The following is a 14,083-nucleotide window of genomic DNA, read 5'->3' on the forward strand; positions in this document are numbered from 1 at the left end:
CTTTAAATTATATTCAATTTTTTTATGAAGATTTTTTAATAATCGCTTCTGCAATATTCGCAGGTGCTTCATTATATTTTTCAAACTGCATACTGTATGTAGCTCGCCCCTGTGTTGCCGAACGCAAATCAGTTGCATAACCAAACATTTCCGCCAACGGTACTTCGCAGCTAAGCGCCTTTCCTGACGGAGTATCCTCCATTCCCTGAATTATTCCACGCCGCCTATTGATATCGCCAACCACATCACCCATGTACTCTTCAGGCGTAGCAATTTCAACTTTCATTATAGGCTCAAGCAATACGGGGCTTGCTTTCCTAGCCCCCTCCCTAAAACACATGGAGCCAGCAATTTTGAAAGCTATTTCACTCGAATCAACATCATGATACGAACCATCAAATAAAGACACCTTTACATCCAATACAGGATAGCCAGCTAGGATACCACTCTTCAACTGCTCTTGGATACCTTTATCTACAGCGGGTATAAATTCTTTTGGAACAACCCCACCAACAATCTCATTAACAAACTCATAACCGGCACCAATTTCTTGCGGCTCAATGCGCAACCAGACATGCCCATACTGCCCGCGCCCACCGGACTGCCTTATAAACTTGCTCTCTTGCTCTACTGTCTTTCGGATTGTTTCCCTGTATGCAACCTGCGGAGCCCCAATATTAGCCTCAACATTAAATTCCCTCTTCATGCGATCGACAATTATCTCGAGATGCAATTCCCCCATTCCGGAAATAATTATCTGACCTGACTCCTCATCCGTATGCACCCTAAAAGATGGATCCTCTTGGGCCAATTTACCCAATGCCACCCCCATCTTTTCTTGGTCGGCTTTCGTTTTTGGCTCCACCGCAACCGAAATCACCGGATCAGGAAACTCCATGCGCTCAAGTACAATAACTTCTTTGAGATCACATAGTGTATCGCCCGTCGTCACATCCTTGAGACCAATTGCAGCCGCTATATCCCCAGCACATACCTCCTTAACTTCTTCGCGACTATTGGCATGCATTTGCACTATTCGCCCAATGCGCTCTTTTTTCTTTTTTACCGGGTTATAAACACTATCCCCAGAATTAAGCACACCTGAGTAGACCCTAAAAAAAGTCAACGTCCCTACAAAAGGATCCGTAGCAATCTTAAATGCCAATGCCGAAAAAGGAGCGCCATCATCAGCAGGACGAACCGCTTCAATAACATCATCCTCAAGATGCCCTTTTATAGCTTCGACATCAGTGGGAGCCGGCATATATTCAACAATCGCATCCAGCATAGCCTGAACACCCTTGTTCTTAAAGGCTGAACCACAAAATGCAGGAACGATCTCATTCGCTATTGTCCGAGAACGAATTCCCAGCCTAATCTCTTCGTCTGACAAACACCCATCTTCAAGGTATTTCTCCAATAAATCTTCGCCTGCCTCCGCAGAGGCTTCAACCATATGCTCTCTCCATTTCTCACAGAGACCTAACATACCAGCCGGAATTTCCTTTTCTTTAAAAGTCATACCCATATTGGCGTCATCCCAATATATGGCCTTCATTTTAATAAGATCAACAACACCCTCAAAACCATCCTCTGCACCAATCGGCAACTGCATTGGAACAGCCTTGCCACCCAATCGCGCCTTAATCTGCTCAATTACCCGAAAAAAGTCAGCACCAGAGCGATCCATTTTATTCACAAAAACCAATCGCGGCACACCGTACTTATCCGCTTGACGCCAGACCGTTTCAGATTGCGGCTCAACCCCACCAACAGCGCAAAACACCGCACACGCCCCATCCAAAACCCGTAATGAGCGCTCAACCTCTATAGTAAAGTCCACATGCCCAGGCGTATCTATGATATTTATACGATGCAAAGGGAATTGACCTTCCATTCCAGCCCAAAAACAGGTTGTTGCGGCCGAGGTAATGGTTATTCCCCGCTCCTGCTCCTGCTCCATCCAATCCATTGTTGCAGCACCGTCATGAACCTCACCTATTTTGTGAGAAACGCCGGTATAATAAAGAATGCGCTCTGTAGTCGTGGTCTTGCCCGCATCAATGTGCGCCATGATGCCGATATTTCGATAAAACCCTATGGGAGTTTTACGTGCCACAACTATACAGTCTTCTATACAATTCGTTAATTACCAACGATAATGAGAGAAAGCCTTATTTGCCTCTGCCATTCTATGAGTATCTTCACGTTTTTTGGCCGCAGAACCTCTGCTTTCAAAAGCATCCATCAACTCACCAGCCAACTTAGCAGGCATATTTCTTTCATTTCTCTTACGCGAAGCATCAATCAACCAACGCATCGCTAAAGCCATACGCCTTGAAGGTCGAACTTCAACAGGCACCTGGTATGTTGCACCACCAACACGGCGAGACTTAACCTCAACCCTGGGCTGAACATTTTCCAAAGCCTTAGACAGTACTTCCAATGGCTCGCTATGACCTTTGCTCTCAATCACATCCAAAGCGCCATAGACAATTCCTTCCGCGATAGATTTTTTGCCACTCTCCATGATCATATTCATGAACTTAGTTAGCATTATGCTACCAAATCTTGGATCTGGAATGATTTCTCTTTTTGTAGCGACTCTTCTTCTAGACATTTATCTCACCAACCAACGTTTAGCCTTTAGGCCGTTTTGTTCCATATTTAGAGCGACCACATTTTCTGTTAGTCACACCTGAGGCATCCAAGCTACCACGAACAACGTGATATCTCACACCAGGCAAATCCTTAACACGACCGCCCCTTATCAGAACCACGGAATGCTCCTGAAGATTGTGTCCCTCACCACCAATGTAGCTACTAACCTCAGCTCCATTCGTCAACCTAACCCTAGCCACTTTTCGTAACGCGGAGTTTGGTTTTTTAGGTGTTGTCGTATAAACACGAGTACATACACCCCTACGCTGAGGACAAGCCTCCAATGCAGGAACATTGCTTTTTTCTATTTTTTTAGCACGAGGCTTACGAACCAATTGGTTGATCGTGGCCATAACTTGTTTACTCCGATATACAATTAAACTGTCAGATAATAAATTAACCGTCGCACATATTAAACGTCGACGGTTAATTGCAACTCGACCCGACCCAAGCACGTTAGCTCATTTGAGCAGAGTATAATACTTGCTAATACCCCTTAGGTCAAGTCCATATTTAAAAATGATCTATATAATAAATCCCTAAATATTCAAAGCCTGCTTAAGGGCTTCTTCCACATCTCCCGCATCTACAGCTAGAGGCGCTTCGTTTTCTACTATCTCATTCTGAGCAAATCTGTTCTTTCTGCTTTCATGATAAGCCAACCCCGTGCCTGCCGGGATTAACCGACCAACGATAACGTTCTCTTTTAACCCTTGCAAACTATCGCTTAATCCGCGAACCGCTGCATCCGTCAATACACGGGTTGTTTCCTGGAATGACGCCGCCGAAATAAATGACTCTGTCGCCAACGATGCCTTAGTAATACCAAGCAGCACCGAATTGTAGCTCGCAGGAATCTTCCCCTCAGCCTCAACCTTGTCATTTTCTTCCCTCATTGCCGCACGCTCAACCTGATCTCCTTTCAGGAATCCTGTATCGCCGGATGCAGTAATCTCGACCTTCCTGAGCATTTGACGAATGATAGCTTCAATATGCTTATCATTAATTTTCACACCCTGCAAACGATATACATCCTGAATTTCCTTAACCAAATAGTTCGCTAACTCCTCAATTCCTCTTAACCTAAGGATATCGTGCGGCGTTAACTCACCTTCTGCTATGGTTTCTCCCTTTTCTACATACTCCCCCTCAAAGACCGTAATATGGCGCCATTTGGGGATCAATGTTTCAATTTGCTCGCCAGCAGGATCTGTAATTATGACCCGTTGCTTACCTTTTGTTTCTTTTCCAAAGGAGATGGTGCCACTAGTTTCTGCAAGAATTGCCGGATCTTTTGTTTTTCGCGCTTCAAATAAATCTGCAACCCGCGGCAAACCACCGGTAATATCTCTTGTTTTACTAGACTCCTGCGGAATTCTCGCTAAAACGTCACCAACCTTTACTTCCCCACCGTCTTTGATTCCGGCAATCGCCCCTGCAGGCAAGAAATATTGCGCTGGTATCTCAGTCCCCGGCAAATAAATTGCATTTCCTTCGCTATCAAAAAGCCTAACCATTGGACGCAATTCCTTACCCGCACTTCCCCGCTGTTTCGGATCAGTGACAACTAATGAACTCAAACCGGTAACTTCGTCGGATTGCTTTTGTACGGTAACGCCATCGACAAAATCGATTAACTCGACCACACCATCAACCTCAGTGATAACAGGATGCGTGTGCGGATCCCAGTTAACAATTATATCACCCGCATTAATTCGCGAACCTTCCTGCACGGAAAGCACCGCTCCATAAGGGATTTTATAACGCTCCTTCTCCCGACCATAATCATCAACTACGCCAACTTCACCTGATCTTGAAACTGCAACCAGATTACCTTCGCGATTAACCACTGATTTCAGATTATTAAGGCGCACAGTACCCGCAGATTTAACCTGAACATTACTGATTGCAGCAGATCTGGATGCAGCACCACCGATATGGAAAGTCCGCATAGTCAACTGCGTACCTGGCTCACCGATTGATTGCGCAGCAATAACCCCTACCGCCTCACCAATATTAACCAGATGACCGCGCCCTAAATCACGCCCATAACAGGCGGCACAAACACCGTGTCTGTTTTCACAGGTAATAATTGAACGGACCAGAACCTGATCAATACTATGCGCTTCGAGGACAGACACCCAGTGTTCATCTAATAACGTGCCTCTAGGTGCTACTATAATGTCACCGGCAGGATCCATGATGTCATTGACTGCAACACGACCTAATACGCGCTCCGATAAAGGCTCTACAACATCACCACCCTCAATAATTGGAGTCATGATCAAACCATTAGATGTACCGCAATCATCACCATTAATTACCAGATCCTGCGCCACGTCGACCAGCCTACGCGTCAAGTACCCGGAGTTCGCAGTTTTCAACGCAGTATCCGCCAGACCTTTACGAGCACCATGCGTAGAAATAAAGTACTGCAATACGTCCAAGCCTTCTCTAAAATTAGCGGTGATAGGCGTTTCAATAATGGAGCCGTCAGGCTTTGCCATCAAACCACGCATACCGGCTAACTGACGAATCTGAGCAGCAGAACCCCGCGCCCCTGACTCGGCCATCATAAAGATAGAGTTGAATGATTTTTGTTTTACCGTCTTACCTTCAGCATTAACAACCGACTCTTCACCAAGCCCGTCCATCATTACCTTAGCTATTTGGTCATTGGCATGCGACCAGATATCGACAACCTTGTTGTATCGTTCACCATCAGTTACCAAACCGGAAGCATACTGACTTTGAATTTCGTTAACTTCAGCATCGGAAGCCTTAATAATATCGACTTTTTTGGCCGGTATTACCATATCTTCGATACCGAACGAAACTCCGGAAATCGTTGCATATCTAAAACCCAGATACATCAACTGATCGGCAAGTATGACGGTGTCTTTGTTACCCAAATAGCGATAACTGTAATTAATTAACCGCGATATGTTCTTTTTGGTCATATCGCAGTTAACCAACTCGAATGGCGTACGGTCTGGAACCACTTCCCAGATTAGCGCACGGCCCACGGTAGTTTCTACGCGATGAGTTTTATCTTCAGTTTCGCCATTTTCATTTACCACTTTTTCCGTGATACGCAATTGAATTTTAGATTGTAATTCAACCGTCTTAGTTAACAGCGCCTTATGAATTTCGCCGACACTGACAAATATATTGCCATCGCCTTTTGCATTAATTTTTTCACGGCTTATGTAATAAAGCCCCAATACCACGTCTTGAGATGGATTGATAACAGGTTCACCGTTTGCCGGAGACAAGATGTTATTTGTCGCCATCATTAACGTTCTGGCTTCCAGTTGCGCTTCAATAGACAACGGAATATGCACGGCCATCTGATCGCCGTCAAAGTCGGCGTTAAACGCGCTACAGACCAACGGGTGCAACTGGATCGCTTTACCTTCAATCAACGTGGGCTCAAACGCCTGAATGCCAAGTCTGTGCAATGTAGGTGCGCGGTTTAACAAAATAGGATGTTCGCGGATAACTTCTTCAAGAATATCCCAGACTTCAGCGCCTTCCCTTTCAACCATTTTTTTCGCAGCTTTAATGGTTGTGGCCAGACCGCGAAATTGCAGCTTGCTAAATATAAATGGCTTGAATAACTCCAATGCCATTTTTTTCGGAAGTCCGCATTGATGCAGCCTTAACGTAGGGCCCACAACAATGACTGATCGACCTGAATAGTCAACGCGCTTGCCCAAGAGGTTTTGTCTAAAACGCCCTTGCTTGCCTTTGATCATATCCGCTAATGATTTAAGCGGTCTTCTGTTAGTACCGGTAATCGCACGACCACGACGACCGTTATCCAGCAACGCATCAACAGATTCCTGCAGCATACGTTTTTCGTTACGAACGATAATGTCTGGCGCATTCAAATCCAACAGCCGATTTAAACGGTTGTTTCTGTTGATAACGCGACGATAAAGATCATTCAAATCAGAGGTTGCGAATCGACCGCCATCCAGTGGCACAAGTGGCCGTAATTCAGGTGGCAATACCGGCAACACTTTCAAAATCATCCATTCCGGGCGATTTTTTGAACTCAATAACGCATCCATAACTTTCAGGCGTTTTGAGTACTTCTTGATCTTGGTTTCTGAATTGGTCGAGTTAATTTCTTCGCGCAGAATCTCAACTTGCTCTTTTAAATCGATTGATTTGAGCAAATCATAGATCGCTTCCGCACCCATTTTTGCGACAAAATCATCTCCATGCAATTCAACCGCATCCAGGTAATCATCATCAGTAAGCAGCTGGCCTTTATCTAAAGGCGTCATGCCTGGATCTAAAACGACGAACGATTCAAAATATAATACGCGTTCAATTTCGCGTAGCGTCATATCCAACAACAACGCAATTCTGGAAGGCAGTGATTTTAAGAACCAAATATGAGCAACAGGACTGGCTAAATCAATATGCCCCATTCTTTCACGACGAACCTTGGACAACGTAACTTCAACGCCACATTTTTCGCAAATAACGCCACGATGTTTCAGTCTTTTATATTTACCGCAAAGGCACTCATAATCACTGACCGGGCCAAAAATCTTGGCACAAAACAAACCATCCCGCTCAGGCTTAAACGTCCGATAGTTAATCGTTTCCGGTTTTTTTACTTCGCCATATGACCAGGAACGAATCATATCCGGTGATGCCAAACCAATGCTAATTCCGTCAAAATCATCGGCACGACCTTGACGTTTTAAGAAATTCATTAAATCTTTCAAGAGCTTGTCCTCTTTAAATGCTTTCTGGCGTATACCAGAACAGGCTATAGGTTGGGTTAGGCACGTCTTTTTGCATCGCAACCCAACGGGTACGGCATTGCTTTGCCGGGTTGCGCCTCACTACCAACAGCAGGCGCTTTAGGAGACCCGACATACACACCTAATCCCGCTGCAATTCTATATTGACAGCCAATGAGCGGATTTCTTTAATTAAAACATTAAATGATTCCGGCATACCGGCTTCCATTTTATGATCGCCATCGACAATGTTTTTATACATGCGCGTTCTACCGGTCACGTCATCAGATTTAACCGTCAACATTTCCTGCAAGGTATAGGCGGCACCATAAGCTTCAAGCGCCCAGACCTCCATTTCCCCGAAACGCTGTCCGCCGAATTGCGCTTTACCGCCTAATGGTTGCTGCGTAACCAAGCTATAAGGCCCTGTTGACCGCGCATGCATCTTGTCATCAACCAAATGGTTCAACTTCAGCATATACATATAACCAACCGTAACTTCACGCTCAAACGGTTCGCCTGTCAAGCCGTCATAAAGCGTAACCTGTCCATGTTCTGGCAAATCAGCCAACTTCAACATGGTGCGAATTTCTTCTTCGCTTGCACCGTCAAATACAGGAGTCGCCATAGGCACACCGCCGACAAGATTTTCAGCCATTTCCAAGATCTCTTGATCGGTAAATGAATCCAAATCTTCTTTATGGCCGCTACTGTTATAAATTTTGTCCAGATATTCTCTGATAGCGGTAACTTTAGCTTTCTCAGCATCATATTTAGCCTCAAGCATTTTACCTATCTTGATGCCTAAACCTTTTGCTGCCCAGCCTAAATGTGTCTCCAACACCTGTCCGACGTTCATCCGCGAAGGTACGCCTAATGGATTAAGGACAATATCAACCGGATTGCCATCAGCGGTATACGGCATATCCTCAATCGGCCTAATCATAGAAATAACACCTTTATTTCCATGACGACCAGCCATTTTATCACCGGGCTGAATACGCCTTTTAACCGCTAAATAAACCTTGACCATCTTCAGAACACCTGGCGCCAAATCATCACCCATGGTGATTTTCTTGCGCTTGACTTCGAATTTTTCATCAAAGTCTTTTCTTTGCTGCTCTACCTGGGTGACAACCGTTTCCAGCTGAAGATTGATATCTTCATCCTTCATGCGAATTTTCAGCCACTCTGAATGCTTCAAGCCATTAAGGTAAGCTTGCGTTATCTCAGTTCCCGCTTTTAACTGACCGGGACCTGATTGGGCAACTTTTCCAACCAAAAGCCTGGCAACACGAGCAAAAATATCTTCTTCAAGAATTTTCAGCTGATCATCAAGGTCTTTTCTGTAACGCTTGATTTCTTCCTGCTCAATATCCAGAGCACGCTTGTCTTTCTTGACTCCATCACGGGTAAATACCTGGACATCAATAACCGTACCCTCAATGCTTCCAGGTACACGTAACGATGTATCTTTCACATCGGCCGCTTTCTCGCCGAAAATTGCTCGCAGTAGCTTTTCTTCCGGTGTTAATTGGGTCTCGCCTTTTGGCGTTACCTTACCTACCAGAATGTCACCGCCTTTTACTTCGGCGCCGACATAAACTATTCCGGACTCGTCGAGTTTGGACAACGCTTCTTCACTGACATTAGGAATATCCGCAGTAATTTCTTCCGGGCTATGTTTGGTATCACGCGCTACGCAAGTTTTCTCTTCAATATGAATCGTAGTGAAACGATCTTCCTTGACGACACGCTCCGAAACCAGAATCGAATCTTCAAAGTTGTATCCATTCCAAGGCATAAACGCAACCAGCATGTTTTGCCCTAAAGCTAACTCGCCAATATCGGTAGATGGACCGTCTGCCATAATGTCGCCGGCATTAACGATGTCACCCGGTTTCACCAATGGTTTTTGGTTGATGCAGGTATTCTGATTCGAACGGGTATATTTAATCAGGTTGTAAATATCAACACCTGGCGTACCTGTTTCAGTCTCAGTATCATTTACTCGCACTACGATTCTGGCCGCGTCAACTGCTTCAATCTTGCCGCCACGCGCTGCAACCACGGTTACGCCTGAATCTTTTGCAACCGTTCTTTCCATGCCTGTACCTACCAATGGCTTTTCAGCCCTTAGCGTAGGAACAGCCTGACGCTGCATGTTTGAACCCATCAACGCACGGTTAGCATCATCATGCTCCAGGAACGGAATAATGGAAGCCGCCACCGATACAATCTGCTTGGATGACACATCCATGTATTGCACGGTGTCTGACATAGCCAAAGTAAATTCATCTTTATGGCGACATGATACCAACCCTTCAACCAGCTTTCCGCTTGCATCGACAGCAACACTGGCCTGAGCAATAACAAACTCGCCTTCTTCAATAGCTGACAAATAATCGACATGGTCGGTTACCTTGCCATCGATTACTTTTCTATAAGGCGTTTCCAGAAAACCATAATTATTGGTACGCGCATAGACCGATAACGAATTTATCAAGCCGATGTTGGGTCCTTCAGGTGTTTCAATTGGACATACGCGACCATAATGCGTTGCATGTACGTCACGAACCTCGAATCCGGCGCGTTCTCTTGCCAAACCGCCAGGCCCTAGAGCCGATACGCGGCGTTTATGCGTCACTTGGGATAATGGATTATTTTGATCCATAAATTGCGACAGCTGGCTGGAGCCGAAAAATTCCTTTACCGCGGCAGAAACTGGTTTCGCATTGATAATTTCCTGAGGCATCAAGCCTTCTGAATCAGCCAATGTTAAGCGTTCTTTAACCGCTCTTTCAACGCGAACCAAGCCTACACGGAATTGGTTCTCGATCATTTCACCAACAGAACGAACCCGCCTGTTACCTAGATGATCAATATCGTCAACATTGCCGTTGCCGTTACGAATATCTATTAATTCTTTAAGTACATCAATGATGTCGTCTTTAGTTAAAGTGCCCGAACCTGTCGTTTCTTGGCGACCTAAACGACGATTAAACTTCATTCGTCCAACCGTAGACAAATCATATCTTTCATCGGTAAAGAACAAGTTTTGAAACAAATTCTCAGCAGAGTCTTTAGTCGGTGGTTCGCCAGGACGCATCATCCGGTATATTTCAACCAATGCTTCAAGACTATTGGTAGTGGTATCCAGTCTCATGGCATTAGACATGTACGGACCTTTATCCAAGTCATTGACGAACAAGGTATTCAGATCGGTAATGCCGCTTTCAATGCATCGATCTATTATTGCTACAGTCAGTTCGTCGTTCACATTAGCGACCAGCTCGCCTGTAGATCGGTCAATCAGGTTATGTCCTAATATCTTGCCAACCAAGTAATCCTTGGGCACTTCTACTTCGGTTAACCCGGACTTTATCATTTCACGGATATGCTTAGCCGTAATCCGACGTCCTTCTTCAACCAATACTTCACCTTTTTTACTCTTAATATCAAAGGCTGCAATTTCTCCACGCATGCGTTCAGGCACGATATGGAAAATGCATTTTTGAGCATCAACAGTAAATTTATTCATTTCGAAGAAAATCTTTAACATTTCTTCGTTATCGTACCCTAATCCCCTAAGCAAGATAGTTGCGGGGATTTTTCTACGCCGATCAATTCGAACAAAAACGCAATCTTTATGATCAAATTCAAAATCTAACCACGAACCACGATAAGGGATAACCCGCGCATTAAATAACAACTTTCCTGACGAATGGGTCTTTCCTTTATCATGATCAAAGAAAACACCTGGTGAACGATGTAACTGGGAGACAATGACCCGCTCCGTCCCATTAATGACAAATGTTCCATTGTCAGTCATTAAAGGCAACTCACCCATGTAAACTTCCTGCTCACGGATATCCTTAACTACTTTAGCATTCGCAGAGGCTTCTTTATCATAGATAACCAAGCGAACCAATACCCTTAAGGGGGCCGCATAAGTCGCGCCTCTTTGTTGACACTCTCTTACATCAAAAACAGGCTCCCCCAATCTATATTTCACATACTCCAGCACCGCATATCCGGAATGGCTTTCAATTGGAAAAACACTGGAGAATGCAGCATGCAATCCACTGTCTTCACGCTTTTCAGCTGTAACACCTGATTGCAAAAAGCCCGCATATGAATTAATTTGCGTTGCCAGAAGATAGGGAACATCAAGTACCTCAGTACCTTTCCCAAAGTTATTTCGAATACGCTTTTTTTCTGTAAAAGAGTAGGACATATCGCTTCCAAACCTTTTCGTCATAGATAATTTTCTACCGTGCGGTTATTGCAAACAGTAAAAGGCCGATGACAAGGTTGCCACCAGCCGTACTTGGCAGGGACGTCTATTTCAACGTCCCTGCAATTGAGTCAAAATTTATTTTATTTCGACAGTAGCGCCTGCATCGACAAGCTGCTTTTTAACATCTTCTGCTTCGGCTTTAGAAACAGCTTCTTTCACGGTTGTTGGAACGCCTTCAACAGCGTCCTTAGCTTCTTTCAAGCCCAATCCAGTGATGCCGCGAACTGCTTTAATAACCGCAACTTTGTTCTCACCGAAAGACGTCATAATAACATCAAATTCAGTTTGTTCTTCAACAGCAGCCGCTGAAGCCGCTGGCGCAGCTGCTACAGCAACCGCTGCAGATACGCCAAATTTTTCTTCCATCGCTGAAATCAAGTCAACGATTTCCATAACGGTCATGTTTGAGACCGCTTCCAAGATATCTTCTTGCGAAATTGCCATTGTGTATTCCTCTAAAATAATAAGTTTTAAACTGGTTGTGGTGGAAACGTTACACTGCAACGCTCGCTACTATGCCGCTTCTTTTTGGTCTCTAATTGCAGCAAGAGTACGCACAAATTTCTCTGTAGGCGCCTTCATTACTGACATCAACATACCAATACCTTGATCGCGAGTAGGTAGACTGGCTAGTCGAGCAAGCTCAGATCCACCAAATGACTGTCCGCCAATAGCAACTATCTTGGTAATTAACTTGTCGTGAGTTTTGGCAAAATTGCTGATTAATCGCGCTGCAGAACCTGGATCTTCCATAGAAAATGCGATCAATAACGGACCTACCAGTCCACTTTGCATACATTCAAATTCAGTCCCGGCTATCGCTCGTTTTGCCAGTGTATTTTTTACCACACGCAGATATACGCCTGTCTCTCTCGCAGTTTTACGCAGCTCGGTTAATTCCGTAACTGTTAACCCACGGTATTCTGCTGCAATTGCAGAATGAGCTTTAGCGGCGAATACAGCGACTTCTTCTACGACAGCTTTTTTGCTATCTAAATTTAGTGCCACAGCTTACCTCCGGAATTTATCCCCAGAATTAATAAAAAGCATTCAGCTGAACGCCCCTTACGGTCCCTTTCCCCAGCTTTTAGGTCCAGCTTCCGTCTACGCAGGAATAATTAAGTTTTACAACACCTGCGGTCTTTGACGGTTGCCGAACGGGTCGGCAACCCAAAGTCTTTTATAACGTTAAATTGAAATACTGCTTTGATCCAGCCACAAACCAGGGCCCATAGTCGAAGATAAGGTTATCTTCTTAATGTAAATACCTTTAGCTGCGGTCGGTTTTAACTTTCTTAAATCTGCAAGCAACGCTTCCAAATTACCTTGAATAGCAGCCGCATCGAATGCAACTTTACCAAGCGTGCAATGAATAATTCCTGACTTATCAGTCCGGTAACGCACTTGTCCTGATTTTGCATTTTTTACTGCAGTGGCAACATCAGCAGTCACAGTTCCAACCTTAGGGTTAGGCATCAAGCCTCTAGGTCCCAATATCTGACCCAACTGACCAACTACTCTCATGGCATCTGGAGAGGCAATGACCACGTCAAAATTCATTTCACCTTTTTTTACCAGCTCGCCCAAGTCATCCATACCCACTATATCTGCTCCGGCTTCTCTCGCCGCATCAGCGTTAGGACCCTGAGTAAAAACCGCAACTCTAACTGTTTTACCCGTGCCATTTGGCAACACCGTTGCGCCGCGAACATTTTGATCGGACTTGCGAGGGTCCACACCCAAATTGACACTAACATCAATAGCTTCACTAAACTTTGCAGTCCCCAGCTCTTTCAACAACTGAACCGCTTCAGTAATTGAATATTGCTTAGTCTTATCAACTTTCCCTTTGATAATTTTTGCTTTTTTTGACAACTTAGCCATTATAATCCCTCCACATTCAGACCCATGCTGTACGCACTGCCCGCAATCGTTTTTACTGCCGCTTCCAGATTTGCCGCATTCAAATCTTCCATTTTTGTTTTAGCAATTTCTTCCAATTGCGCACGAGTTACCGTACCAACTTTCTTGGTATTAGGATTACTGCTGCCGCTTTTAATGCCAGTTGCTTTCTTCAAAAGAATTGAAGCTGGCGGGGTTTTTGTAATAAAAGTAAAACTACGATCACTATAAACAGTGATAACCACAGGCAAAGGCAATCCTTTTTCTGTATCTTGTGTTTTAGCATTAAACGCTTTACAAAATTCCATGATATTAACACCGCGTTGACCCAATGCTGGACCTACCGGTGGACTTGGATTTGCTTCGCCCGCTTTAACCTGCAATTTAATATACGCGGTTATTTTTTTAGCCATTATTTACTCCAAATATGGGTACAAACGCTTTTCAGCTCCCCTAG

General features: G+C 44.6%; 10 protein-coding genes. All 10 read right to left on the minus strand.

The features are described 5' to 3' along the window. Positions 1 to 22: 22 nt before the first annotated feature. Positions 23 to 2,119, minus strand: coding sequence for an elongation factor G (gene fusA, locus METTU_RS06365; RefSeq protein WP_006890492.1), 2,097 nt, complete (start codon positions 2,117 to 2,119; stop codon positions 23 to 25). Positions 2,120 to 2,149: 30 nt separating this feature from the next. After that, positions 2,150 to 2,620 (minus strand): 30S ribosomal protein S7, encoded by a 471-nt coding sequence (gene rpsG, locus METTU_RS06370; RefSeq protein ID WP_006890493.1) that lies wholly within the window; start codon positions 2,618 to 2,620, stop codon positions 2,150 to 2,152. A 19-nt stretch (positions 2,621 to 2,639) separates the two neighbouring features. Beyond that, the gene (rpsL, locus tag METTU_RS22275; RefSeq protein ID WP_006890494.1) at positions 2,640 to 3,014 is read right to left on the minus strand and encodes a 30S ribosomal protein S12; all 375 of its coding nucleotides are present in this window, start codon (positions 3,012 to 3,014) and stop codon (positions 2,640 to 2,642) included. A 186-nt stretch (positions 3,015 to 3,200) separates the two neighbouring features. Continuing rightward, on the minus strand, positions 3,201 to 7,406 hold the full coding sequence (rpoC, locus tag METTU_RS06375) for a DNA-directed RNA polymerase subunit beta' (protein WP_302050574.1): 4,206 nt from the start codon (positions 7,404 to 7,406) through the stop codon (positions 3,201 to 3,203). Between the two features lie 13 nt (positions 7,407 to 7,419). Further along, positions 7,420 to 7,560: a hypothetical protein gene (locus METTU_RS23605; protein WP_006890496.1), complete on the minus strand. Its 141-nt coding sequence runs from the start codon at positions 7,558 to 7,560 to the stop codon at positions 7,420 to 7,422. 6 nt (positions 7,561 to 7,566) lie between these two features. Then, positions 7,567 to 11,661, minus strand: a complete 4,095-nt coding sequence (rpoB, locus tag METTU_RS06380; protein WP_006890497.1) for a DNA-directed RNA polymerase subunit beta — start codon at positions 11,659 to 11,661, stop codon at positions 7,567 to 7,569. Positions 11,662 to 11,799: 138 nt separating this feature from the next. Further along, positions 11,800 to 12,168, minus strand: a complete 369-nt coding sequence (gene rplL / locus METTU_RS06385; protein WP_006890498.1) for a 50S ribosomal protein L7/L12 — start codon at positions 12,166 to 12,168, stop codon at positions 11,800 to 11,802. A gap of 69 nt (positions 12,169 to 12,237) precedes the next feature. Beyond that, on the minus strand, positions 12,238 to 12,732 hold the full coding sequence (rplJ, locus tag METTU_RS06390; protein WP_006890499.1) for a 50S ribosomal protein L10: 495 nt from the start codon (positions 12,730 to 12,732) through the stop codon (positions 12,238 to 12,240). Between the two features lie 180 nt (positions 12,733 to 12,912). Next, positions 12,913 to 13,608, minus strand: coding sequence for a 50S ribosomal protein L1 (rplA, locus tag METTU_RS06395; RefSeq protein ID WP_006890500.1), 696 nt, complete (start codon positions 13,606 to 13,608; stop codon positions 12,913 to 12,915). Further along, the gene (gene rplK, locus METTU_RS06400; RefSeq protein ID WP_006890501.1) at positions 13,608 to 14,039 is read right to left on the minus strand and encodes a 50S ribosomal protein L11; all 432 of its coding nucleotides are present in this window, start codon (positions 14,037 to 14,039) and stop codon (positions 13,608 to 13,610) included. Before rplK ends, rplA begins: the two co-directional genes overlap by 1 nt. Positions 14,040 to 14,083 lie beyond the last annotated feature (44 nt).

This window comes from Methylobacter tundripaludum SV96, from assembly GCF_000190755.2.
GTDB lineage: Bacteria > Pseudomonadota > Gammaproteobacteria > Methylococcales > Methylomonadaceae > Methylobacter_A > Methylobacter_A tundripaludum.